The organism is Halosolutus amylolyticus (assembly GCF_023566055.1).
Taxonomy (GTDB): domain Archaea; phylum Halobacteriota; class Halobacteria; order Halobacteriales; family Natrialbaceae; genus Halosolutus; species Halosolutus amylolyticus.
This window is the reverse complement of sequence record NZ_JALIQP010000002.1, coordinates 249,564-273,464: the sequence shown is the minus strand read 5'-3', so window position 1 is coordinate 273,464 and position 23,901 is coordinate 249,564. Positions and strand designations below refer to the sequence as shown.

The following is a 23,901-nucleotide window of genomic DNA, read 5'->3' as shown; positions in this document are numbered from 1 at the left end:
GCTTCCGTTAGATCCGGCCGACGTTCTCGACGCCGACGCTCTCGACGCCCTCGACGTCCGTGAAGTTCTCCTCGACGGTCTCCGTACCGCCCGCGCCGTCGGGGACGATCACGGTCGGGTAGAGCGCGACGAGGCCGAACGCGACCTCTTCACGTTCGACGCCGTTGATTTTGGCACCCTCGGGGAGGGCGCTCTCGAGGCGCTCCTGGAGCGCGTCCAGGTCGATTTCGGGGCTGTCCGGCATGACCTTGACCTTGGCTGCGACTTTTCCCATTCTAACTCACCTTATGGACCCAGGAACCCGCAGTCGGGGCACTCGTAGAGGTTGCTCTGTTTGCGACACTTGGCACAGCGGTAGATCTGCTGGCCGCACTCGGGACACTTGAACGCGGCGGCGTTCGTCCCCGCGATGTTGATTCCGCAGGAGACACAAGAGCGCGTCTCGCGGTCGTCGGTCGTACTCATACACCTCCCTTCCCGCCCGTCGTTTTTAACCGTTGTCTTTCAGTCGTCCAGTCTCGAGTGGAGTCGATGGAACCGCGTCCAAGACCGCGTCAGTACCCGGTACTCGAGAGGGGACGGTCGTACTGCTGTCGAGTCCCGATTGTCGAGTCACCCCGGGTACGACTCGAGGACTGGCGGACGACAGTCCGTCAGTGTATTACCGGCGATGATGCGGTCTCGGCGGTGTTTTCTGACCCAGAAAACGCGCTTCGGTGTATATGACATCCCGCGTGAAAGGGAGACTCGAGGTTCGGTGGTGTCAGGCCGACCGAACCTCTGCCTCTGACTACTTGTGCTGGCTCTGTCCGCCCGGTTTCGTGCGCAGCTACCCGTGCGGATGGAACCGACGCACCGCCGCTCGAACGGCTTCCTCACGCCCGAGGAAGGTCACTTTGTCACCCTCCTCGAGAACGGTGTCCGCCTCCGGGACGTACGTCTCGCCGTCGCGGGCGATGACCGCGATGATGACGCCGTCCGGGATGTCGGCGTCCAACTCCGCGATCGTCGCTCCGCCGAGATCCGAGGCAGTGACGGTGATCTCCTGAGCGTCGTGGCCCTCACCGAGTTCGGTCATCCAGTGGGAGAGCGCCGGGCGTTCGATCTCGTTGTCCAGCGACCACGCGGTTGCGTTCGCGACGTCGATCGCGCGGACGTCGAGCGCTTCGAAGGCGTCGACGTTTCCGGGTTCGTTCACCCTCGCGACGACCGTTTCGACGCCGAATTTGGTCCGGGCGAGCTGGGCGACCAGCAGGTTGGTATTGTCGTCCGCGGTCGTCGCTGCAACGATCCCTGCGCGTTCGATTCCGGCCTCGCGGAGCGTCTCCGCACTCGTCCCGTTCCCGTTGCAGACGGTGTAGCCGTCCCGGCGAAGTTGTTCGATCGTCTCCTCGTCCTCGTCGACGATGACGATGTTTTCGCCTCGGTTCTCCAGTCGTGTGGCGAGCGCCCGGCCGACCCGGCCGCCGCCGACGATGATCGTAGGCATTGGAATGACATCGAGGTACTCCGCGATCTGGCGGGCGAACCCCGCCTGTATCACGACAGTGATGAAGATGACGAGAAAGACGGTCCCGGCGAGCGTCTGCGCGGCCTCGAACTGGCCCGCGGCCTCGAGTTCGATCGCGAACAGCGTCGCCACCGACGCTGGGATGATCCCTCGCGGACCGACGAACGAGAGGAAGAGCCGTTCCGAACGACTGAACTGGCGGTCGGTCGCCGAGAGGATGACGAGAACCGGCCGGACGAAGAGTGTAACTGCCACCACGACGGCGATCCCGCCGGTCCCGAGGCCGATCAGGGAGTCGAAGTCGATCAGTGCGGCGAGCGAGATGAACACGAACGAGAGGACGACGAGCGTCAGATCCCGGTTGAAGGCGAGGATCTCCTCGCGGTGGGGTAGATCGACGTTGCCGAGGACGAGTCCGGTGACCGCGGCCGCTGCGACGCCGGTTTCCGGGAAGACCGACTCCGCGAGCCCGAACGAGAGGAGCGCCCCCGTAAGCGTCACCAGCCGTGCCATCTGCGGGGCGTCGCCCGCCGGAGCCCTGACTTCGACCAGCAGATACCAGACGACGCCCGCGACGACGACCCCGATACCGATCCCGACCGCCAGACGCTGGAGGAACTCGACCGGAACGGCCTCCGGAGAATTCCCGACGACGACCGCCTCAAAGATGACGATCGCGAGCACAGCGGCGGTGACGTCGTTGACGATCCCCTCGGCCTCGAGCGCGGTTTCGACGTGGTCTCGCACCGTGACGACCTCGAGCACCGGCGTGATCACGGTCGGACCGGTCGCGATGAGCAGGGCACCAATCAGGAACGCGACGTCCCACTCTGTTCCGAGGAAGACTCGAACCGCGACACCCGTCCCGACGAACGCGAGCGCCGCACCGACCGTCGTCAATCTACGGACTGCTTTGGGCGCCTGCTCGAGTTTCTCTCGGTGGAGGTGAAACGCGCCGTCGAAGATGATGATGGCGACGCTCACCCCGACGATGGTCGACAGCCCCTCGCCGAAGGTGTCGAGCGTCACGAATCCTAACCCCTCGGGACCGACGACGACGCCGATGGCGATGAGAAAGAGGACGCTCGGAACCTGCATCCGCTTTGCGAGTAACTGTGTGCCCACGCCGAGCGTGAGAATGCCGACGACGACGGGGAGCAGCGACACGGTGACTGGAGCTATGCGATTGGGTTTGATAACGCTCCTCCTTTGCCGCAGGCTGCGAACTCAACATTCAAACCCACTGCGTCCCTACAGCCGGTGAATGCGCCTCGACGACTACATCGAGGACCTGGAACCCGACGAGGAGGCCGAGCGACGGCGCCTCGCGAAGGAGAAGTCCTACGCGATCACGGACCACCTCGAGGACTTCGAACGGCGGTTCGACGACGCCCTGACCGGCGATACGCTCGTCGGGTCGACCGCCCCCTCGATCTTCGTCGGGCGATCGAACTACCCCGACATCCCCGTGGGCCTGCTCTCGCCGGTCGGCGACGAGGGGGCGGCGGAGGAGTACGTCACCGACGGGGAGTGGTACCGGCAGGGGTACGCGATCGACGACGTCCTGCAACGCAGAACTGGACTGTTGAACTCGAACAAGCGCGCGAACGTCGACTCGCCGAGCATCGCGAGCAGGCTGACGCCGAACGTCCACGACGCCTGGAACGGCTTCGTCGGCGTCCAGCGCGAGGTCGCGATCGCCGATCGGCCGGTCGACCTCGAGATCGGCCTCGACGACACGCCGGATCTCGGCCTCGACGCGGGGACGGACGTCGCGACGCCCCGCGGCCCGCGAGCGACCGCCCGGAACGCCGACTTGCAGGAGAACCCCCACGTCCCCAGACCGGTCAAGAAGACCCTGGAGGACGACGACTGGCAGGCCCAGGGTGCGATGACCTACCTCTACCGCCGCGGGTTCGACGTCTACGAGATCAACTCGATCCTCTCTGCGGGCGCGCTCGGCGAGACCGACCAGCGCCGCCTCGTGCCGACGCGGTGGTCGATCACCGCCGTCGACGACACCGTCGGCCAGTTCCTGCGCGGGCGCATCCGGTCGGCCCCGAGCATCGACGAGGTCCAGGTCTGGGCCAACGAGTACATGGGCAATCGCTACTGGGTGATCCTCGCGCCCGGCAACTGGGAGTTCGAACTCGTCGAGATGAAAGCCCCCGGCAGTATCTGGAACCCCAACCCCGAGGACGACGTCTGGCTCCAGAGCGCGTACGAGGGGTTCGAGGGCCGATCGAGCTACGTCGAGGAGACCGCCGGCGCGTACTACGCCGCCCGCCTCGGCGTGCTCGAGCACCTCGAGTCGATCGGCCGGCAGGCGAAGTGTCTGGTCCTGCGGGAGGTCAGCGACGACTACTGGGCCCCGGTCGGCGTCTGGCAGGTCCGCGAGAGCGTCCGCAACGCCTTCGAGGGGGAGTACGGCGAGGCCGAGACGTTCCACGGCGCGATCGCGGAGATCGCGACCCAGTTGCCGGTCTCCTACGCACGACTCCGGCGGAAGTCCGAACTCGCGGCGGCGGTCCAGTCGAACCTTAGTGCGTTCTCGACGGACCGATAGGTCGGTACGGTCGGGCCGACGGATGCCACCGATCGGCGTCGTTGCAGTACGCGAACACTTTTGTCGATTCGGTCTGACGTGTCCGTATGATCCCCGTTCCCCTCTTCGTCCCGGGCGCACCCGGCGGCCCAGAGCTCCTGATCGTGCTGTTCATGATGTTTTTCGTTCTCGTTCCGATCGTCGCGATCGGACTCGTGGTCTGGATCCTGACCCGCGACGGCGACGACAGCACTGGAGCGACTGCGCCGACCGATGGAGACGTCGCCGCGCTCGAGCAGCGCGTGGCGGCCCTCGAACGGCGCGTCGAGCACCTCGAGGCCGATCGCCGCGAGCCCTGATCGACCGCCGGCGTCACCGGCGGTCGACGAAGTCCGCGACGGTGGGACCGCAGTCCCCGGCGTCCTCGATCCCCGGTGCCTAAGCCGTTCGAGCGCGTGTCCGGACGTATGTGGCTCGCGCTGGTCAGCGCCGAATTGCTCGCGGTGATCGCGGTGCTCGCCCTCCTCGTCGGCGTCCCGATCGTCGTCATCGCCGTCATCATGATCGCCTCCGGGGCCCTCCAGTCCGACATCGATCGCCGGGTCGCGGAGCGAACCGGCGGTGAAGACGGGTCTCACGAAGACGGTACGAGTGACCCGTCTACGGGCCAGTGCGACGACGATCGATAATTCAGCACCCTCCGTTCGTCGGTCTCGTCCCCGCTCGTCGGTCTGTTCTCGTTGCGTCGGCACGAAGAGTCTCCTCGCTCGCACTTGGCTCGTCCCGTCCGATCGCGAGTCGATCGCGGGCGCTCACTCTACGGTTTACTGTACGTCATTTCCGGCGCAACCGCGATCCGGGCGGCGGTTGCGCCGGGAAATCGTTACAGCAATCCGTATCGACCGTCGGCGCGTTTTCTCCCTTCGAGGCGGCCGTTGCGTTCTCGCCGCTGGAGACCGGCCGAGCGGTCGGAGCCACCTGTGGGTCGCCGCTCGCCAGTGCGGTCTTGCTGAAGACGTTGAGACCGGCCTTGAACACCGCGAGGAGTACCGGGCCGAGGAACAGTCCCATGATCCCGAGGAGGTAGATCCCGCCGATGACGCCGACGAGGACGGCGGCACGGTGGAGACCCGAACCGTGATCGACGAAGACCGCCCGCAGGTAATTGTCGACGATCGACAGGACGGTCAGTCCGTAGACGAGCAACACCAGTCCGGCGACCAACTCGTCCGCGGCCACGAGATAGCCGACGGCGGGGCCCCAGACGAGCCAGATCCCGATCGCCGGCAGGAACGAGACGACGATCATCACGACCGTCCACAGCGCGACGTTGGGGACGCCGAGCAGGTAGAATCCGAGACCGCCGAGCAGGCCCTCGGCCAGCGCGACGAGGACGTGGCTCTGGATCACGGCCCGCGTCACGGTCTCGACCTCGTCGAACAACTCGTCGCGAACGCCGTCCTCGAGCGGGATGACGTCGGCGAGCCAGGCGACGAACGCCGGTCCGTCGAGAAGCAGGTAGTAGAGGACGAACACGAGGACGAGCAGGCCGACGCTCATCCGAATGCTGGCGTTCAGGAGGCCGATCGTCTCCCGGAGGAACAGTTCGACGGCGCTCGCGATCGATCCCTCGACCTCCGCGATGACTTGCTCCCGTGCCATCGCGAACGCCGCCTCGTCGACGCCGATCTGGAACGCCACGTCCCTGATCGAGTCGACGACGACCGATTCGTCGAACCCGTCGAGATACGTGATCGTCGTCTGGAGCAGGACGATCGAGACGTAGAGCGTCGGGACCACCGTCGCGACGATCGCGAGACCCGTGATGACGAACGCGGACGGGCGCGCCCCGATCCGCTCCTCGAGTCGCTCGTGGGCGGGGTAGAGCACGAACGCGAGGAGCGCGGCGGCCATCACGTACTGCAACAGCGGGGCGATCATCAGGGTCGCGATGGTCCCCAGGGCGACGAGCAGGAGGGCAAAAAACGTGGTCCGGACGTCCATAGTTCGTGGTTGCCCTTCACGTACGTAAATATTGACATCTCCGCGTGCCAACCAGTGGACAGGTCGACCGTGGCCGCTTCGACACCCCTTGCAGGAGACCCATTACCGGGGTACCCAACCCGTGATCAGCCGATCGGCGAGGTCGATTCGAGACCCGCTTCGACGAATCGGTCGGCGAACAGCGGGACCCGATCGACGAGTTCGGCCGGCCGGTGAGCGTCGGACCCGGGGACGAAGCGGACGTTGCGATCGCGGAGGATCTCGAGAAACGACGGTTCGGGGTGGAACGATCCGTATTCCCGGCCGACTCGCCCGGCGTTGATCTCCAGGACGGACGAGGACTCGACGAGCGCGTCGGCGACCCGGTGGTAGTGCTCGGTCGTCGCGTAGCCGCGCAGTTCCGGCGTCCGTTCGATCGCGTCGACGTGACCGAGGACGTCGAACGCGTCGAACTCGAGCAGGGAGACGATCTTGCGGTAGTAGTCGTCGACGAGGTCCCGGCGTTCGGATTCGGACCGGTCGGCGAAGGCCGATCGGTCGAAGATACACGCGCCGTCGAGTTCGTGGACGCTGCCGATCGCGTAGTCGAACCCGGCCTGCTCGAGGAACGACTCGAGTTCGGGTTCGTCGCGGGGGTCGTAGTCGAGTTCGACGCCGTCGTAGATCGCGAGGTCGGTCGCGGCTCGCAGGCTCTCCAGGGCTTCCCGGCGTCGCTCGTAGGTCAGATCGAGGTTGAACCCGTGCTCGCGCTTGGCCCGCATCGGCACCGATCGGTTCGAGACGTTGCAGTGATCGGTGATCCCGACGGCCTCGAGACCCGCGCGTTCGGCCGCTGCGACCATCTCGGGGAGGGGCCGGCCGTCGGAGTAGTTCGAGTGGACGTGAAAGTCCGCGTGCGGTGTCACTGACTCCCGGTACGCCGTCGCACGTTCTAAAAGGCGGGGTAGCGGTGGCAACCGGTGGGAACGTCGATCGAGGGACGTCGGCCGATCGTCCTGGTCTCAGTCCGTAACCTCGCTCTCGACCGAATCGAGTTTGTCGAACGTCTCCGCGACGAAGTCGCCGGTCGTGTCGACGATGTCGGCCCACGCCTCGTTGTCCGGCGCGATGCCGAGCAGGCGGGCGATCTTCATGATCGAGACGTGGTAGACGCGCTGTCGCCCCGGTTCCTCCTCCCAGACGATCATGTTACACGGGAAGAGTCCGCCCATGCGGATCGTCTCGTCGAGGGCTCGATCGGCGATTTCGGGGTTGCAGGCCCCGAGCACGTAGTAGGGGTCCCGATCGGCGTCGACCTTCTCGTTCAGCAGGTCCGAGGGCGAGAACTCGACGGGGATGCCGAAGCCGACGTCGAGGCAGACCTCGCGGACGTGTTCGATCGCCTCCTCGTGGTCCATCTCGAGGACCGCCTGTTTCTCGCCGTACTCGTCGGGATCGATCGCGGCAGGGTCGATGGGAAGGCTCATATGCGATACATCGGACGGGGGGTGCATAACAGTGGTTGGTGACGTTCGCCTCGGAATCGCGATACACTCTTGGTAGTTGTCATCGTCCATCGGAATATGCCCTCCAGACGCGCGCTCCTCGTCGGCGGTTTCGCCGGTCTCGCCGCGGTCAGTACGTCGCTGCTCCGGGGATTCGTGGGTTCACCGGGCGTCGACGGAGCCGAGCCGGAACTCGCTCCCGGCGAGGAAACGACCATCACGGTTACGGCGCACAACGTCGGGTCTCTCATCCTCTCTCTCCCGCACTCTCGGGAACGCGTCCGGATCGACGTGAACGACGCCAGCGTGTCGCCGTCTCCGACCTCGCAGGAGGACTCCTACCCGCCGTACTGGAACTGGTGGCGGCCGAGACAGACCGTCGAGGTCGTGGTCCCCGTCTCCGTCGCGGCCGACGCAGAACCGGGGACCGTCCGCTACGGCGTGACGGTCTGGAACCGATCGGACCGCGAGGCCGCGGACTCGATCTCGGAGGAGTTCGCGATCACCGTTCGCGACACGTGATCGGACGAGTCGAGGGAAGCCGCCGCCGGGTCGGATTCGCCGGACCGCCGATCGGGATCCGGACGGCAGCCGACGGTCACAGCGGGAGCGGCAGCCACTCGAGATACTGCAGGTACGGCAGTGGATCGAACAGTGGGTCGTGCAACACGAGCCAGTCCAGCAGGACGAGGCCGGCGCCGTGGGCGATCACCGACGGGAGGATGGAGTTCGACTGGTAGTCGACCGCGCCGAAGAGAACGTCGGTCGGCCCCGACAGCAGGAATTCGATCGGGGGTTTCGTCGAGTGGTGGATCATGTAGACGACGGGGCTGATGAGTACGGCCTTGAACCCGATCTCCCTGACGCCGACACAGAGCAGGCCGCGGTAGTAGGTCTCCGCGGCCAGCGCGAGCGTGAAGAGTTTCACCGCGTGGGGGAGAAACTCGCCCGGCGCGGACGAGGTCTCCCACATCGGATAGAACGTCCGGATGGTCGGTAGCGTCGACCCGACGAGGTAGAACGGCAGGACGAACATCGCGAGCAAGATCGCGTTTCGAACGGCGGCGCGATCGACGGTCCAGCCGATGTGCTTGCCGTGGGAGAAGCCGAGCGCGAGCGGGCCGCCGATGAGCAGGACCGCGTCGACGAACGTTCGGCGGCCGAGGTCGCCGGGGACGACCTGCATCCACACGACGGTCAGGACGGCGCCGGTTAGCAACGACTTCTGAAACCAGGTAAGCCGATCGAACTGGGCACGCGCCCACTCTCCCGGTGCTCGATCCTCTTCAGTGGCCACGGATCGTCACTCGTCTGCGGTCGGGACCGGCCCGGTGCCGACGACCCCGCGGACGTGTCGCTCGAACTCCTGGTGGCGCTGGAAGTACGTCTCGTCGACCGCCTCGAGTACCGAGGAGAGTTCCCGGGGCCCGTCGGGGGTTCGAATCACGCTGTCGCCCTCGAGTCGATCGACCTCGCTCTTCTCTTTGGGCCAGGTCAGCCGTGATGTCACGCGGGCGAGGGGTGCTCCCTCGACGGGAGTGTGGTCTCCGAGCGATACGGCGGGCTCCGACTCGTCGTCCTCGTCGCTCATAGGCAGTGGTTCTCGAGCGTGGCGATTCAAGCTTTCGTTTCCGGGGATCGATCGGACCGATCCTCTCTCTTTGACGAAATATGTCTGACATACCGTTTTGTGGGCCGAGCGTGAATACGATCGCATGACTAGCCTGACGGAGGTTTACGACGGGGCCGCACGGGAGGGAGCGAGCCTCCGGCGGCTGTACGCGGGGACGGCCCTCGTCTGCCTCGGTGCGATACTCGCTGTCGTGGCCGTGCTCGTGGCGACGACCGACCCGTTCGGGGGGTACGTGGTCGAACTCACCGCGTGGGAGATGGCCGACCACTACGCTGCCGTGCGCGTCGCCGGCGTCCTCGCCGGTCTCGGCGTCCCGGTCGCGCTCGTCGGCGTCTTCGTCGTGTTGCCGGCGGGTCGGCGCGTGCTCGCGGCCGCCGCGATCAGCGCGAGCCTCTGCCTGCTCGGCGTCGCCCTCTTCTGGCACGCCTATCCGCACCACTGGCGCGGATTCGGTCAGGAACTCACCCTGGAAGTCTCCGCCATCTACCTGCTCGGGCTCGTGACCGCTGTCTGGTGTCTGTTCACCGCCGTCGTCAACTTCAAGACCCGGAACGACCCCGGCGGCATGCTCGAGATGAACGTGACCCGACGCAACCAGACGGTCGTCGAGGTCGACGAGAGCGACGACGCGACCGGCGTCGGCGGCGTGGGATTCCTCGGCGGAACGCCCGACGGCGACGTGGAGACGCAGACGAACGCGTCCTCGGGCCGCCGATCGAACGCCGCGGCCGTCGCCGGCGCGGCGACCAGCGACGGCGGTTCCACGACGGCGGACATTTCGTCGCCGATCGATCGCGACGGCGACGGCCGGGACGCGGAAATCGTCGACCCGCCGGAGTCGGCGAGCGAGCCGGCCGATCGCTACTGTGGCAACTGCAGTCACTTCGAGTACGTCCGGTCCTCGTCGGGAATGGTCCCCTACTGTGCCCGTCACGAGTCCGCGATGGACGACATGGACGCGTGCGAGGAGTGGACGCCGAACCGCCGCTGATTCGGGCTCGGCCAGTCGTCCTCGCCCGAGAGTTCTCGCACCGATCGATCGACGGTCTCCGTTTCGTTCCCGCTCGACGTCGCCAGCCGCTGTGACCGGCGTCGCTGTACTGTGCTGGTGGGTACCAATAGACAAACTCTAAGCGACTCGTCGTCGTACGCCGTCTATGGGCGCGATTGAGCGACCGGCGTTCTCGTCGGAGGACCGCAAACGCATCTACGAGTACGTGGAACGGCACGGGACCGTGAAACGGCACAAACTCCGGGAGATCGTCGAATTGCCGACGTCGGAATTCGAAACGCACCTCGACGCGCTGACGGCCGACGGCTATCTCAGGGAGGACGACGGGACGCTACAGCTCGCTCTCGAGTTCGGTGCCATCGAGACGTACGAGGAGAACGGCTTCGAGTTCACGATCCGGCCGGCGCGCCAGCGGGACTTCGAGGGACTCGTCGAGACGATCCGGGACGTGACGGCGGAGGAGACGTACGTCGTCGCCGAGACGATCGCCGAGGAACTTCTCTACGAGAACGCGGTGAACAGGCACAACACCGTCAAATCGCGGATGTTCTTCGTGGCGACCGTCGCCGGCGACGTCGTCGGGTGGACCCACCTCGATCTGCCACAGGTCGAGCAAGTCCGGGGAACCGCCCAGCAAACCGTCGGCGTGAAGGAGACTCATCGGGGCCACGGGATCGGGGGCAAACTGCTCGCCCGCGGGATCGAGTGGGCCGAGGCCAACGGCTACCGGAAAGTCTACAACAGCATTCCGGTCGTCAACGACGGCGCGCTCGAGTTCCTGACGATGCACGGCTGGGACACGGAGGCCATCCGCCGGAACCACTACACGATCGACGGCGAGCACGTCGACGAGGTGATGATGGCCTACGAGATCTGATACGGATTGCTGTACCGATGTACCGGCGCAACCGCCGCCCGGGTCGCGGTTGCGCCGGAACTGACGTACAGGAAACCGTATGACCTACGCGCCGATCGTCAGGCGGCCCAGTTCGAAGCCCCACCGCGGAAGCTGGACGACGATCGCGGCGACGAGCAGCAGTTCACCGAACGTGACGGCGACGGTCATGAGATTCGCGTGTTTGCTGCTGACGGTCACCCCGACCGGAAGCCCGAACTCCTTCTTCCAGACCGGGTAAAACAGCGCGATTCCCCGTTTGCTGCCGGCGACGTCCAGCACGTAGTGGGTCAAAATTCCGATCCAGACGTACTCGAGATTACCGAAGACGTAGGGAAAGGCGACGAAACCGACGAGGATCGGCAGGTTGTGCAGCGTCTTCCGGTGTTTCCCGAACGCCGTGTCGACGTCGGGAAAGAGCGCGCCGAGCGTGACCGGGACGCCGATCGCGACGATCGTCTCGAACGTCGCCAGATCGCCGGCCGGTTCGAGCAGATACCCCAGGCCGATACTCAGCAGTACGGCATTGAGAACGTGTCCTTTCTTGTTCACGTTCGACTACTGGACAGTCGACTGCCGAATAAGTTTCTCTCCGTCCTGTCTCTCGGTCGAACTGATAGGGACGCGCTCCTCAGTCCGCCGATCGATCGACGGATTCGATCGCATCGAGCAGATCTGCGAGCGCCCGATCGACCGTTTTCGCCCGGACCGCGGCCCGATCGCCGTCGAACACGTAGCGAGAGACGGTGCAGGTGGAGGTCTCCGTCCCCCACGGCCCGGCGTAGGCGACGCCGATGTAGACGGTGCCCACGGGGTTCTCGTCGGTGCCGCCGGTCGGCCCCGCGATGCCGGTGGTCGCGACCCCCCACGTGACGTCCGCCACGTCTCGGACGCCGCGGGCCATCTCCCGCGCGACGGGTTCGGAGACGGCCCCGTGTTCGTCGAGCGCCTCGCGACTGACGCCGAGGTGGTGGCGCTTGGCGTCGTACGAGTAGGTCGTCAGTCCCGAATCGAAGTAGTCGCTCGCGCCCGGTACGGCGGTGATCGCCGCGCCGATCAGCCCGCCGGTGCAGGACTCCGCGACGGCCAGCGTCTCCTCGCGTCCTCTGAGCGCGTCGGCGACGTCCATCGGCTGGTCGCGATCGATGTCGTCGTTCATACGTCCCCTCGACGCGCCGTCGATGTAAGCGCGGGGGGTGGTACTGACGGGTCGGCGCGTGACGAAAGAACGACGGTTCCGGCCCGCCCACTACTGCGTATGGAGTACGAGACGCCGCTGTTCTTCCACGTGATGGAGTACGCGGCCCAGGCGGACCGCGACGTCGTCGACATGGTGAGTGGCAACCCCGACTGGGAGCCCCCGGAGGCGCTCCGGGATGGACTGCGCGAGTACGCCGACTTCGATCCCGATCGGTTCCAGTACCCGCCGAGCGCGGGGCTCCGTGAATTGCGCGAGGAGATCGCCGCACGGCGCGGGGTGGACGTCGAGCAGGTCGTGATCACGAACGGGGCCGGCGAGGCGAACTACCTCGCGATGGCGCGCGCACTCGAGCGCGATCGGGGCCGCGAGATCCTGCTCACGGACCCGGTCTACTCCTACTATCCTGGCAAGACGACGATGCTCGGGGGGACGCAGTCGTACGTGGCGGCCGACGAGGAGGGACAGCTCGATCCGGCCGACGTCCGGGCGGCCGCGAGCGAGGAGACGGCCGCGATCGTGGCCAACTCGCCGAACAACCCGACGGGAGCGGTCTACCCCGAGGAGACGATCCGGGAACTCGTGGCGATCGCCGAGGAGTACGACGCGATTCTGGTCAGCGACGAGGTGTACGACCACTACGACCTCTCGGGCCGGTTCACGAGCGCGCTCCGGTTCGACTCGGACCACCGGATCGTCACCAACGCGTTCTCGAAGTCGCTGGCGATCACCGGCTTCCGTGTCGGTTACGCGGTCTTCCCGCCACACCTCGTCGAGAACGCCAGGAGCCGCCACATGCTGGTCAACGTCGCCGGGAGTCGACCGGCCCAGTACGCCGTCCTTCGGGCGTTGCGCGAGACCGGCCCCGACTACTACGAGCGCAATCGGGCCCTGCTCGCCGATCGGGTCGAAACGTTCACCGACGCGCTCGACGCAGCGGGCGCGGAGTACACCACGCCGCAGGGCGCGTTCTACGTGATGGCGCGGTTCGACGGCTATCCCGGAACCCTCGAGAACGTCGAGAAACTGGTCGACGAGGCCGGCGTGGCCGGGATGCCCGGCGAGGCGTTCGGCGACTCGCGGCGCGACTGGCTCCGGTTCGCGCTCGTCACGCCGCGCGTCGAGGAGGCGGCCGATCGGCTCGCGTCGTACTTCGAGTAGCGGCGTCGATTCGCCCGGGCGTCAACTGACGACGAGTTCGGCGTTCAGCCGGCCGTGGAGGGCGGCTTCGAGGTCGATGCCGACGCCGAGGCGGTCGGCCAGCAGCTGGCGCCAGCGCGCCCGCATCGATTCCCCGATGACGACGTAATCGACGTCCTGCTGGGCTGCCTCGTCGAGAATCGCGTTCTCGATCAGGTACGCATCCCGGACGTGACAGGTCGCGTTTGCGAGCGGGTCGATCTCGTCTTCGACCGCCTGACGGAGTTCGGTTCGATCGACGTCCTCGCCCCGGTGGAGGACGTTCACGTGCAGGATGAACAGGTGGACATCGTCGAACCCCTCGGCGAGGTCGATCGCGTGGGTTACCGTCTCCACGCTGGCCGTGTTCGGCGGATAGCGGATCGGCACCAGCAACGCAGTCCGGGTCACGGTACATATACACCCGCCGAGCATATCAATCCCACCTCCCGCAAACCGGAACCTCAGGCGACGTCGGTGGTTCCCGTCCCCAGAATGGGGACGACCCGAAATACGTAGTCGGCGTAGACGCCATCGAGGTTCGTTGGACTCTCTTCGGCGGTGTGGTCACGACACAGGGCGGCCTCCGCCTCGACGGCCCCCTGTCCGGTCTCTTCCTGGTACCGTTCGAGGACGCGGAACGTCGCCGGCTCGGTGCAGCCGCGTCGGTGACACTCGCGAGAAGCGTTCGGATCGTCGTCCGCCTCTTCCGCTTCGTCACGCGGTTCGGCTTCGTCGGCCCGCTCACGCGCCTCTTCGAGTTCCCGCTCTCGCTGGCGGTTCTCCGCGTCGCGGGCCTGCTTGTCTCGCCCCTTTCTGGTGTCTCCCATACTGTCTACACGGGAATGATCGGGATAACGCTGTGGTCGTTTTCCACAGGCCCACTGGTACCCCCGTCATCGACCCACGACCCTTGGCCCGGACGTCGACGTGAGCCTGCCGTTCGCGCGCTAGCGGAGCGTCCCGGTCCACTCGCAGTCCGTGCAGGCGAACAGTCCCGCACCGTCGATCGTCTCGCCGCTACAGTTCGGACAGTCCGTCGAGCCGGCAGCGCCGATCGGGCCGGCCGGCTCTCGCGATCGAAGCACACCGCGGGCCGTCGCCGTCAGGAGGAACCCGGTCCGATCGGACCCGTAGGGGAAGGGATCGGTCGCCGTTCGGTTCGCCGGTTCGTCCGCAGGTCGCCGTGTGAGCTGGGGTGTCATGGGTGCTGTGGGTGCATATCGGCCGGCTCGCGGCCATCGGTAGTCATCCGAATCGACACCGTCCTCGTATATAAGGATAGTTCTTAAATTCAGCAATGGGTAAGGTACGATCCTAGTTCAGCAGAATATATAATCACATACTAGGTCGTGGACGAGCGCCGCGAACCGATCGGATCGGACCGACGAATACTCCTGTCCGGACCGGGAATCGAGCCGCATGAGTGGAATCGACGTCGCGGCGGCCGACGAGGAGGATGCGGACGGGTCGAGCGGCGGCGAGGCGGACGCGGACGAGGGCGCACACACGATCGAAGTGACGCCGACGGACTCCGTCGAGGAGACCGGTGACCGCGAACGAATCGACGTCGAACCATCCGACGAGCCGATCGACGGCCCGGAGTACGTGCTCTACGGCGGGAAGGGCGGCGTCGGAAAGACCACGATGGCGGCCGCGACGGCGCTTGCCAGCGCTCGCGGGGGGACCCGCACGCTCGTCGTCTCGACCGATCCCGCGCACTCGCTGTCGGATACGTTCGAGACCAACGTTCCCGCCGAACCGGGTCGGATTCGCGAGGACATCCCGCTCTACGGGGCCGAGATCGATCCCGAGCACGCGATGGAGCAGGGGAACGCGGCCTTCGCCGGCGCGGGTCCCGGAGCCGAAGGCAATGCGGGACCCCTCGGCGGACTCGGCGAGATGTTCGGCGACGAATCGCCGATGGACGCGGTGTTCGGCGGCGCGATGCCCGGCGCGGACGAGGCCGCCGCGATGCAACTCTTACTCGAGTACCTGGACGACGATCGGTTCGATCGGGTCGTCGTCGACACGGCGCCGACGGGCCACACGCTTCGACTGCTCCAGTTGCCCGAGCTGATGGATTCGATGATGGGCCGGATCCTCCAGTTTCGCCAGCGGATCGGCGGGATGATCGAGGGGATGAAGGGGATGTTCGGCGGGCAAGAACCGCCCGAGGAGGAGGCGGACCTCGAGGACCTCCAGGAGTTACGCGAGCGGATCGAGCGACTGCGGGCCGCACTGAGCGATCCGACTCGAACCGATTTCCGGATCGTCATGGTGCCCGAAGAGATGAGCGTGGTGGAGTCCAAGCGCCTGCGCCAGCAACTCGGGGAGTTCGACATCCCGGTCGGCACCGTCGTCGTCAACCGGGTTATGGAACCGCTCTCGAACGTCGCCGACGACGTCGAGGGTGAGTTTCTCCAACCGAACCTCGACGACTGCGAGTTCTGCCAGCGACGCTGGGACGTCCAGCAGAGCGCGCTCGCCGAAGCGCAGGACCTCTTCCGTGGAACCGACGTGCGGCGCGTCCCGCTGTTCGCGGACGAGGTTCGCGGCGAAGGGATGCTCGAAGTCGTCGCGGCCTGTCTCCGGTAGCGGACGGGGATCGGTAGTCGGCATCCCCGTCGTCGCAGGCGGTATCGAACGTCACCATCGCCGCCCTCTATCGTCGACGGAACCGGCTATCGCCATCGCCGCCCTCCATCGTCGACGGAACCGGCTATCGCCATCGCCGCCCTCCATCGTCGACGGGACGCCGGGACCGTTCTCGACAACTGGGAATGCGGCGAACGGTTGATGATCGTCTTCGAGAACTCTCGAACGAGACCACTATGGGAGACTCCGACACGATCGATCGGGAACTGCTCCTCGCCGTCCTCGACGAGTCGCAGCCGGCGACGGTTCCGGACCTGGCGGCCTCGCTCGACGCGCATCCGATGACGGTCGAACGGCACTGTGAGCGACTCCAGCGGAGCGGCGAGATCCGACAGTGTACCGGCGGGGCGTATACACTCTCCGAGGGCGTCCGCACCGACCGAACGGCAGCCGATTGAGCGCGGCGGATACCGGCCGGTTCCCGAGCGGATCGACGCGGGGCCGTATCGATCTGATTCTTGCGACTGAGTTTCGCCGAAAACGGGTCGTCACTTCGTCACTGTGTGTCCCGATCGTCGATCGTCACGGCGGCCGATCGCGAGGCCGCCGGTCCTCACGCGTCCGCGATCCGGTACTCGTCGCCGTCCGTTCGAACCACGTCCTCCCGCTCGAGCAGTCGAAGGATGCTGTAGAGGCTCAGTTTCGGGACGTTCGTGACGCGCTGGAGATCGTCGACCGTCTGCGCGCCGAGCAGGTCGAGACAGAGGTAGACGAGTTTCGCTCGCGGGGCATCGATCGCTGGTGGAACGCGGACCTCGGCATCGGTCCGTTCCAGGTCGTCCGTGGTGACTGTCATCGATCCCGACTCTACCATCGACGATAATAAATCCTTGTTACAACGATCGTCGAACTCGGGGCGAGTCGGCCGTTCGAGCGCCGTACCTGTCTCGTGACGGCTATCACACCTCGATCTCCGGTGGACGACCGCCAGAACAGGAATCGACTCGCCAGGACTCAGTCGGCCGCCGGAACGACGAGGACGCGAAGATCGTTCACGTTCGTGCCCGTGTACCCGGTACGGAGGAGCGCCGATCGATCGTCGAGGTCGTCGTAGACGTCGTTTGCGGCGAGCGCGCGTCGCGCAGGGTCGACCTCGTCGCGCGGGACCGTCCCCCGATCGACGATCGCCCCCGCGGCGTCCGTCGGGCCATCGATGCCGTCGGTGTCGACGCTCGCGAGGACGGCGTCGGCCCCGGACTCGGCGAGTTCGATCGCGGCCGCCAGGGCGAATTCCTGGTTCGGCCCGCCCGTGCCGTCGCCGTCGACGGTGACGGTCACCTCGCCGCCCGAGAGGACGACCGCCGGCGGTTCGACGGGCTCACCCGCGGCAACGATCTCCGCGGCGACGCTCGCGTGGACGCGGCCGACCTCGCCGGCCTCACCGGCGAATCGGCTCGAGAGCACGAGTGGCTCGTAGCCGCGCTCACGGGCGACGCCGCGCGCGGCGTCGATCGCCGTGCGGCCGTTCGCGAGGGAGTGCCAGTCGTCCGCGGCCGCGGCGACGGCCCTCGCGCCCGCGTCGGGCGTCTCCTCGAGTTCGCCGTCGACGCCCCGTTCGAGCCGATCGACGACGGGATCCGGGATCGTCTCCCGGAGGTCGTACCGGTCGAGCACGGCGAGCGCGTCGCCGAACGTGCTTCCGTCCGGGACCGTGGGTCCGCTCCCGATCACCGCGGGGTCGTCGCCGACGACGTCGCTGATCGCGAGCGTGACGACGGGTGCCGGAGCGGCCGCGCGTGCGAGCTGGCCGCCCTTGATCGCCGAACAGTGCTTGCGGACGGCGTTGATCTCGTCGATCGACGCGCCGGACGCGAGCAGCGCGTCCGTCGTGGCCTGCAGATCGGAGAGCGCGAGGCCCGCCGCGGGTGCACACAGCAAGGCGCTCGCGCCGCCGGTGACGAGCGCCAGGACGAGCGTCTCCGCCGTGGCGGCCTCGGCGCGGTCGAGAATCGTCCGCGTCGCTTCGACGTTTCGCTCCGTCGGCGTCGGGTGATCGCCTTCGCGGACCTCGATCGGCCCGACCGATCCCGATTCGACGTCCGTCGTGACGACGCAGCCGTCGTCGAGGCGGGACCCGAGCCGATCGGCGAGCGCCGCGGCGAGTCCGCCGGCCGCCTTGCCGCCGCCGAGGACGACGAGTCGGTCGAACGTGTCGAGAGAGTAGGTCGCGCCGCCGACCGCGATCGTCTCCTCGTCGAGAGCGATTCGGTCGGCGACGACTCGCTCCGGCAGGGTCGCCGCGATGCCGGCCTCGAGACACGCGAGGGCGGTTTCGTGGGCGGGCGTCTCTGCGGATCGATCGCGGTTGCGAAACATGCTGTATCTTAGACCAGCCGACGGAGCAGGCCGTAGCCCGCGTCGCGGAGCCGAGCGGGCAGGAACCGGGCGTAGACGCCGAACTGGGCGAGCGGCCCGACCGGGTACCGCGCCGGCGGCTCCGGACAGGTTCCGGCCTCGAGGATCGCCGCCGCGACGTCCTCCGGTTCGGACGCGAACGGGCCGCCCTTCCCGCCGCCGATCAGCTGTGCGTCGTCGTAGATCTCGTACAGTGTTTCGTAGGCGGGCGTCCGATCGGACTCGGGGAGTTCGTCGTCGGCTCGCTCGTCGAAGTTCGTCTCGACCGGTCCGGGTTCGATCAGGACGACGTCGATCCCGAACTCCTCGACTTCGCCGCGCAACGCGTCGCTCATCGCTTCGAGGGCGTGTTTCGAGCCGGCGTAGGCACCCGCGCCGGGAACCGAGACCCGTCCGATCGCGCTCGAGACGTTGATGATCCGGCCCTCGCCCTGGGCGCGCATGTGCGGCAGGGCGGCGCGAACGAGGCGGTGGGGCCCGTAGACGTTGACGTCGAACTGGCGGTGGAGGTCGATCGTCGAGACGTCCTCGATCGGTCCCATCTGGGCGTAGCCGGCGTTGTTGACGAGACAGTCGATCGCGCCGCCGTAGTCGACGGCCTCCTCGACGACGCTCGCGACCTGCTCCGGATCGGTGACGTCGAGTTCGAGGGTCCGACAGCCCGCGTCGGCCAGGTCGGCGATGTCGTCCGCGTTCCGCGCGGTCGCGATCACCTGCCAGTCCTCCGCCAGGAAGGCCTCGGCGGTCGCTCGGCCGATCCCGGACGAACAGCCGGTGATCAGGACGCACTGCTTGCGCGTGTAGCGATCGTCCTCAGCCCTGCTCGTCTCGCGGCCGCGATCGTCGTCGGTCGTCCGCGCCGGCTCTCGATCGCGATCGTCGACGGCGTGGCCCCCGTCGTCGGTCTCCGCTTCCTCGGCGTCCTCAGCGATGGCCATGCGCGAGTGGTTCGTGCGGCGATACCTAAGTAGCGACGGTTTGTCGCGCTCACCGGACTGTCACGATCGGCGAATCGTCGGCGGCCAGCCGGGTGGGTCGTTGCCGCCTCGCCCCCAGGTCCGATCAGTCGCGGACGGCGCGCTTCGCCTCGTCGGCGTAGCCGTCCGCCAGCCGAACCGGCTCCGGCAGTTTGTACGACGAAGCGAGCGCGAGGACGACGTCGGCGGCGGTCTCCGGGCCGACGCGGTGGCCGGGGCTCACGTAGAGCGGGTTGATGTACCGATCGGGCGAGTCGTACTGTCGAGTCTGGACGGCGTAGCCGATCAGTGTGCCCGCGGGCGCGTCGACCCTGTCGTTCGCCTCGATCGCGACCCGCGCTCCTTCGGGCAGGTTCTCGACGTCCGATCGCGGCCGGCCACAGAGGAGGCTCTTGGCGACGCCGATACAGGGCGCGTCCAGCACGACGCCCATGTGCGTCGCGATGCCGGCCTGCTGGAAGTGGATGCGGCCGCTCCCATCGAACAGGAGCAGATCGGGCTCGACCGACAGCGCCTCGAGCGCGGCGAGGATCGGTCCGCCCTCGCGAAAGGCGAGCAGCCCCGGGATGTACGGGATCTCGAGGGGCGTCACTGCGTAGACGCGCTCGATCACCTCGCCGCCCTGCATCGCGACGACGGCGCTCAGGGCGCGATCCTCGGTCCCGTCCCCGTCCTGGAGGAAGGACTGGTCTACGCCGGCGACGATCGGCGGTTCCCCCTCGCTCGCCGCCGACGCGAGCGGGTTCGACAGCCGATCGGGATCGATCGCCACGTCGTCGACGAAGACGGCGGCGTCGGCGATCTCGTGCTGGAGGGCCTCCATCTCGTCGCGCGAGAGTTCGGCGTCGGGGACGAGGTCCGGGCGAACGGGTTCCATCGATGGGACCCCGTAGCGGCCGCGGGAAAATCAGTGTCGGGGTTCTCCCGATCGGTGTACGGGTTCACCGATTGCTGTCGGCCAGCTTCTGGTGACGAAAACACCACGAAAGCCCCTGCCCCTTTCATTCCCACCCGCGGTGGCAGCCTCACCAGCCGATACGGGTGGGAAGGAAGGGAGGAGGCGCGTTGAGCGCGAACGGCTGGGGAACTCTCTCGAACGATACCGTGTCCTGGGAGCCGAGTGCGGCAGGACCTTTCGTAATGTTGTGTATGAGAAGCGGACCGATCGAACGGATCAGAACCGGCCGCGGCCGGGACCACCGGGACCGCCCGGCCCACCGGGGCCGCCCGGACCGCCGGGGCCACCGCCGAGCTGGAACTGGCTCGGGGCGCGGACGTTCTGGGTGCGCTTGACGTACTCGCCGTAGCCCAGGCCGATCACGAGGCCGACGAGGTGGGCCATGTGTGCGACGGTCCCGCCGCCGCCGGTGCTGATGAAGAAGACGCTGATGACTGCCGTGCCTGCGGTCAACAGCCAGATCGGCACGGGCAGGATGAAGTAGAGGTACACTTTGAGACCCGGGTTCAGGATCGTCAGCACGCCCATGATCGCGAGCGCGGCACCGCTAGCCCCGAGCACGCTCGAGGGAACGCCCTGGACGATCGCCAGCCCGACCTGACCGAGACCGGCGAGGACGCCGCTGACGATGAACAGGATCGCGAACTGCTTCGAACCGACGTAGCGCTCGACGAGGGGCCCGAAGAAGAATATCACGATGCTGTTGAATACGATGTGGAAGATGTTGACTGGACTGTGGGCGAAGATCGACGTGATCCACGTCCAGACGTACTCGATGTTCCACGACGAGAGCGCGAACAGCGCGTTGTGGAGGGACATGCCGCCGATCAGTATCGCGACCCACTGGAAGAGGAACGTCACCCACATGATCGCGAGGAACGTGTAGGTCATGTTCCCGCGGAAGTAGCCGAGCGGGCCGCCCGGCCCGGTGTCGATCGGGAGTTTGTCGGTCAGGCTGGCCGATCGGGATTTGCTCCCCGAGTCGACGCTGTCGTCGAACCCGCTGTCGAAGACGCCCTGCGGATCGTTCCAGGTGTTCAGACTGGTGCAGTCGTGGTTCTCCGGCAACCGGTGCTCCGAGCAGTAGGTGCCCCCGCAATGCCGGCAGTTGTACGGCATGCTTTCGTCTTTCCCACACACGTCGCACTTTGCCATTGCGGTGGGGTATGCGTGGCATAGCTAAGGGATTTGGGGTTTCCCCCGGTGGATACCGGTGCGTCGACGGTGACGCGATCGATCCGACGGACGTTTTTTTACGCCGCGGCCCGCAGTTCCGTCCGTGCAACCGTACGAGCGCAAGCAACTGCTCGAACGCGTCGAGCGCGAGGGCGCGACCGTCGGCGCGGACATCCCGGAGACGATCACGGTCCAGGGGGAGGCGATCGACCTCCAGCAGTTCGTCTTCGAGATCAAGCGCCGCGAGACGGTCCCGTCCGGCGACCGCGACCGCGTCGAGCAGGCCAAACGGAACCTGCGCCGCGAGCGCATCGAGCGACTCGAGCGCATCGAGGAGGCCGACATCAGCCGCGAGGAGGGCGAGGAACTCGCCAGGAGCGTCATCGGGATCGATCGCGCGCTGAACGCCCTGGAGAGTCTCGGCCCGACGGACCTCGAGCGCGAACAGCAGGCTCAGCAGGCCGCCGACCGGAAGCGCTGGATGTCGTTCCTCAAGAAGGCCCTCGGGCAGGAGGAGTCGGGCGCGAAACGGAGGGGGCGCTGATGGCGACGAACGCCGAGATCGCGGGCCGCTTCGAGGAGTTCGCCGACCTGCTCGAGGCCGACGACGTCGAGTACAAGCCCCGCGCCTACCGCCGCGCGGCGGACAACATCCGCGCGCACCCGACGCCGATCGCCGACTACGTCGCGGCGGGCGATCGCGACACGATCGAGGACATCGACGGCGTCGGGGACGCGATCGCGTCGAAGATCGTCGAGTACGTCGAGACTGGCGAAATCGAGGAACTCGAGGAACTGCGCGCGGACCTCCCGATCGACATCGCCGACATCACCCGGATCGAGGGCGTCGGCCCGAAAACGGCGGGCAAACTCTACCGCGAACTCGGGATCGAAACGCTCGACGGCCTCGAGGCGGCCGCCGAGGCCGGCGAGATCCAGGAGGTCTCGGGCTTCGGTCCCAAGACCGAGCAGAACATCCGCGACAACCTCGAGTTCGCCCGGACGATCGGCCAGCGCCAGTTGCTCGGCGAGGCGCGGCCGCTCGCCGACGACGTGCTCGCCTTCCTCGAGTCGATCGACGCGGTCGATCGGTGCGAGGTCGCGGGATCGATCCGCCGCTGGCGCGCGACGATCGGCGACGTCGACGTCCTCGTCGGGACCGAGTCGGCCGACGACGTGATCGAGCAGTTCGTGAACTGGGACTCGGTTGACAGCGAGATCGAGTCCGGTCCGGAGAAGGCGAGCGTCCGCGTCGGCGAGATCCGGGTCGACCTGCGCGTGGTCGTCCCCGGGGAGTTCGGCTCCGCCCTGCAGTACTTCACCGGCAGCAAGGACCACAACGTCGCCCTGCGCAACTACGCGATCGATCGGGGGATGAAGCTGAACGAGTACGGTGCCTTCGACGTCAGCGAGGTGGAAGATCCGGATTCCGGACAGCGCGCGGGCGAGCGCGTCGCCGGCGAGACCGAGGCGGGGATGTACGAGGCGCTGGGACTCGAGTGGATGCCGCCGGAACTGCGCGAGGACCGTGGCGAGATCGACGCCGCGGCGGTCGGCGAGTTACCGGATCTGCTCACCCGAGACGACGTTCGGGGCGATCTGCACACCCACACCGGCTGGTCGGACGGCAACAACACCATCTCGGAGATGGTCGAGGCCGCCGAAGCGCGCGGGTACGACTACTTCGGGATCGCGGACCACGCCGAAGGGCCGGGGGTCGTCGGCGACATGGGGCTCTCGGATACCCAGATCATCGAACAGGTCGAGTCCATCCGCGAGGTCGACGCCGCGGCGGACATCGAGGTCTTCGCCGGAATCGAGGCGAACGTCGACGCGAACGGAGAGATCGACCTCGGCGAGGAGGTGATCGCGGAACTGGACGTGATCGTCGCCTCGCCCCACAGCGCGCTCGACCAGGACGCCGGGACGGCCACGGAGCGACTCGTCCGCGCGATCGAGAACCCCGCGATCGACGTGCTCGGCCACCCGAGCGGCCGCCTGCTCAACGAGCGGTCGGGACTCACGTTCGACGCGACTGCGCTCGGCGAGGCCGCGGCCGCCTCCGACACCGCACTCGAGATCAACAGCAATCCGCGCCGACTCGACCTCTGGGGGAGCGCCGTCCAGGCCGCGATCGATGCCGGGGCGTCGATCGCGATCAACACGGACGCCCACCGGCCGTCGACGCTCGAGTTCATGCGCTGGGGCGTTCACACCGCGCGTCGCGGCTGGGCCGAACCCGCGGACGTGATCAACACCTGGGAACTCGCGGACCTGCGCGAATTCCTGCACTGACCCCACTCCGGATCGACTGCCC

Annotated in this window: 29 protein-coding genes; 11 read left to right on the top strand and 18 right to left on the bottom strand. The window is 67.0% G+C overall.

Translation table 11 applies throughout. The annotated features are described in order from the left end of the window. Positions 1-7: 7 nt before the first annotated feature. The 3 genes from MUN73_RS07740 to MUN73_RS07730 form a co-directional block, all read right to left on the bottom strand. Positions 8-274 (bottom strand): elongation factor 1-beta, encoded by a 267-nt coding sequence (locus MUN73_RS07740; RefSeq protein WP_250139882.1) that lies wholly within the window; start codon positions 272-274, stop codon positions 8-10. 11 nt (positions 275-285) lie between these two features. After that, entirely contained in the window at positions 286-465 is a 180-nt protein-coding gene (locus tag MUN73_RS07735; protein ID WP_250139881.1) for an HVO_2753 family zinc finger protein, read from the bottom strand. A 364-nt stretch (positions 466-829) separates the two neighbouring features. Next, entirely contained in the window at positions 830-2,677 is a 1,848-nt protein-coding gene (locus MUN73_RS07730; protein ID WP_250139880.1) for a cation:proton antiporter domain-containing protein, read from the bottom strand. Positions 2,678-2,774: 97 nt separating this feature from the next. Between MUN73_RS07730 and nreA the strand changes: the two genes are divergently transcribed. From nreA to MUN73_RS07715, 3 genes are all read left to right on the top strand, one after another. Beyond that, a complete protein-coding gene (nreA, locus tag MUN73_RS07725) occupies positions 2,775-4,076 on the top strand; it encodes a DNA repair protein NreA (RefSeq protein WP_250139879.1) in 1,302 nt (433 codons plus the stop codon). 86 nt (positions 4,077-4,162) lie between these two features. Next, entirely contained in the window at positions 4,163-4,414 is a 252-nt protein-coding gene (locus MUN73_RS07720; RefSeq protein WP_250139878.1) for a hypothetical protein, read from the top strand. Positions 4,415-4,522: 108 nt separating this feature from the next. Beyond that, on the top strand, positions 4,523-4,744 hold the full coding sequence (locus MUN73_RS07715) for a hypothetical protein (RefSeq protein ID WP_250139877.1): 222 nt from the start codon (positions 4,523-4,525) through the stop codon (positions 4,742-4,744). A gap of 145 nt (positions 4,745-4,889) precedes the next feature. Here the strand turns inward: MUN73_RS07715 and MUN73_RS07710 are convergent, their stop codons facing one another. The 3 genes from MUN73_RS07710 to MUN73_RS07700 form a co-directional block, all read right to left on the bottom strand. Further along, a complete protein-coding gene (locus MUN73_RS07710) occupies positions 4,890-6,059 on the bottom strand; it encodes an AI-2E family transporter (protein ID WP_250139876.1) in 1,170 nt (389 codons plus the stop codon). Positions 6,060-6,184: 125 nt separating this feature from the next. Next, positions 6,185-6,964, bottom strand: coding sequence for a PHP domain-containing protein (locus MUN73_RS07705; protein ID WP_250139875.1), 780 nt, complete (start codon positions 6,962-6,964; stop codon positions 6,185-6,187). Between the two features lie 96 nt (positions 6,965-7,060). Beyond that, positions 7,061-7,525 (bottom strand): DUF302 domain-containing protein, encoded by a 465-nt coding sequence (locus MUN73_RS07700; protein WP_250139874.1) that lies wholly within the window; start codon positions 7,523-7,525, stop codon positions 7,061-7,063. 96 nt (positions 7,526-7,621) lie between these two features. Between MUN73_RS07700 and MUN73_RS07695 the strand changes: the two genes are divergently transcribed. After that, on the top strand, positions 7,622-8,065 hold the full coding sequence (locus tag MUN73_RS07695; protein WP_250139873.1) for a hypothetical protein: 444 nt from the start codon (positions 7,622-7,624) through the stop codon (positions 8,063-8,065). Between the two features lie 76 nt (positions 8,066-8,141). On the opposite strand, the gene MUN73_RS07690 is transcribed toward MUN73_RS07695, so the two are convergent. Further along, positions 8,142-8,840: a CPBP family glutamic-type intramembrane protease gene (locus MUN73_RS07690; RefSeq protein WP_250139872.1), complete on the bottom strand. Its 699-nt coding sequence runs from the start codon at positions 8,838-8,840 to the stop codon at positions 8,142-8,144. 6 nt (positions 8,841-8,846) lie between these two features. Then, positions 8,847-9,134: a DUF5789 family protein gene (locus MUN73_RS07685; RefSeq protein WP_250139871.1), complete on the bottom strand. Its 288-nt coding sequence runs from the start codon at positions 9,132-9,134 to the stop codon at positions 8,847-8,849. Between the two features lie 124 nt (positions 9,135-9,258). Here MUN73_RS07685 and MUN73_RS07680 point away from each other — a divergent pair, with 124 nt between their 5' ends. Together MUN73_RS07680 and MUN73_RS07675 are read left to right on the top strand one after the other, a co-directional pair. Next, on the top strand, positions 9,259-10,167 hold the full coding sequence (locus tag MUN73_RS07680) for a cell division protein CdpA domain-containing protein (RefSeq protein ID WP_250139870.1): 909 nt from the start codon (positions 9,259-9,261) through the stop codon (positions 10,165-10,167). Between the two features lie 166 nt (positions 10,168-10,333). After that, positions 10,334-11,065 carry a GNAT family N-acetyltransferase gene (locus MUN73_RS07675; RefSeq protein WP_250139869.1) on the top strand — a complete coding sequence of 244 codons (732 nt, stop codon included), beginning with the start codon at positions 10,334-10,336 and terminating at the stop codon, positions 11,063-11,065. Between the two features lie 84 nt (positions 11,066-11,149). Here the strand turns inward: MUN73_RS07675 and MUN73_RS07670 are convergent, their stop codons facing one another. Together MUN73_RS07670 and MUN73_RS07665 are read right to left on the bottom strand one after the other, a co-directional pair. Beyond that, positions 11,150-11,635: a metal-dependent hydrolase gene (locus MUN73_RS07670; RefSeq protein WP_250139868.1), complete on the bottom strand. Its 486-nt coding sequence runs from the start codon at positions 11,633-11,635 to the stop codon at positions 11,150-11,152. 79 nt (positions 11,636-11,714) lie between these two features. Beyond that, the gene (locus tag MUN73_RS07665; RefSeq protein ID WP_250139867.1) at positions 11,715-12,242 is read right to left on the bottom strand and encodes a CinA family protein; all 528 of its coding nucleotides are present in this window, start codon (positions 12,240-12,242) and stop codon (positions 11,715-11,717) included. A gap of 99 nt (positions 12,243-12,341) precedes the next feature. Between MUN73_RS07665 and MUN73_RS07660 the strand changes: the two genes are divergently transcribed. Then, complete coding sequence (locus MUN73_RS07660) at positions 12,342-13,442, top strand: pyridoxal phosphate-dependent aminotransferase (RefSeq protein WP_250139866.1); 1,101 nt, start codon at positions 12,342-12,344, stop codon at positions 13,440-13,442. Positions 13,443-13,463: 21 nt separating this feature from the next. Here the strand turns inward: MUN73_RS07660 and MUN73_RS07655 are convergent, their stop codons facing one another. The 3 genes from MUN73_RS07655 to MUN73_RS07645 all read right to left on the bottom strand — a co-directional run bounded on the left by MUN73_RS07655 (position 13,464) and on the right by MUN73_RS07645 (position 14,665). Next, a complete protein-coding gene (locus tag MUN73_RS07655; protein WP_250139865.1) occupies positions 13,464-13,871 on the bottom strand; it encodes a universal stress family protein in 408 nt (135 codons plus the stop codon). A 53-nt stretch (positions 13,872-13,924) separates the two neighbouring features. Continuing rightward, positions 13,925-14,290, bottom strand: a complete 366-nt coding sequence (locus tag MUN73_RS07650; RefSeq protein ID WP_250139864.1) for a hypothetical protein — start codon at positions 14,288-14,290, stop codon at positions 13,925-13,927. Between the two features lie 120 nt (positions 14,291-14,410). Beyond that, positions 14,411-14,665, bottom strand: coding sequence for a hypothetical protein (locus MUN73_RS07645; protein ID WP_250139863.1), 255 nt, complete (start codon positions 14,663-14,665; stop codon positions 14,411-14,413). 217 nt (positions 14,666-14,882) lie between these two features. On the opposite strand from MUN73_RS07645, the gene MUN73_RS07640 reads away from it, so the two are divergent. After that, complete coding sequence (locus MUN73_RS07640) at positions 14,883-16,058, top strand: ArsA family ATPase (RefSeq protein ID WP_250139862.1); 1,176 nt, start codon at positions 14,883-14,885, stop codon at positions 16,056-16,058. Positions 16,059-16,294: 236 nt separating this feature from the next. Next, positions 16,295-16,516, top strand: coding sequence for a helix-turn-helix domain-containing protein (locus MUN73_RS07635; protein ID WP_250139861.1), 222 nt, complete (start codon positions 16,295-16,297; stop codon positions 16,514-16,516). Between the two features lie 155 nt (positions 16,517-16,671). On the opposite strand, the gene MUN73_RS07630 is transcribed toward MUN73_RS07635, so the two are convergent. The 5 genes from MUN73_RS07630 to MUN73_RS07610 form a co-directional block, all read right to left on the bottom strand. After that, positions 16,672-16,914 carry a helix-turn-helix domain-containing protein gene (locus MUN73_RS07630; protein WP_250139860.1) on the bottom strand — a complete coding sequence of 81 codons (243 nt, stop codon included), beginning with the start codon at positions 16,912-16,914 and terminating at the stop codon, positions 16,672-16,674. A gap of 158 nt (positions 16,915-17,072) precedes the next feature. After that, entirely contained in the window at positions 17,073-18,434 is a 1,362-nt protein-coding gene (locus MUN73_RS07625) for a glycerate kinase type-2 family protein (protein WP_250139859.1), read from the bottom strand. Positions 18,435-18,442: 8 nt separating this feature from the next. Next, a complete protein-coding gene (locus tag MUN73_RS07620; protein WP_250139858.1) occupies positions 18,443-19,411 on the bottom strand; it encodes an SDR family oxidoreductase in 969 nt (322 codons plus the stop codon). A gap of 124 nt (positions 19,412-19,535) precedes the next feature. Continuing rightward, positions 19,536-20,327, bottom strand: a complete 792-nt coding sequence (locus tag MUN73_RS07615; RefSeq protein ID WP_250139857.1) for an endonuclease V — start codon at positions 20,325-20,327, stop codon at positions 19,536-19,538. 297 nt (positions 20,328-20,624) lie between these two features. After that, positions 20,625-21,563 (bottom strand): rhomboid family intramembrane serine protease, encoded by a 939-nt coding sequence (locus MUN73_RS07610; RefSeq protein WP_250139856.1) that lies wholly within the window; start codon positions 21,561-21,563, stop codon positions 20,625-20,627. Between the two features lie 124 nt (positions 21,564-21,687). On the opposite strand from MUN73_RS07610, the gene MUN73_RS07605 reads away from it, so the two are divergent. Together MUN73_RS07605 and polX are read left to right on the top strand one after the other, a co-directional pair. After that, positions 21,688-22,128, top strand: coding sequence for a DUF5788 family protein (locus tag MUN73_RS07605; RefSeq protein ID WP_250139855.1), 441 nt, complete (start codon positions 21,688-21,690; stop codon positions 22,126-22,128). After that, entirely contained in the window at positions 22,128-23,879 is a 1,752-nt protein-coding gene (gene polX, locus MUN73_RS07600; protein ID WP_250139854.1) for a DNA polymerase/3'-5' exonuclease PolX, read from the top strand. The genes MUN73_RS07605 and polX overlap by 1 nt, the downstream gene beginning before the upstream one ends. Positions 23,880-23,901: the final 22 nt, after the last annotated feature.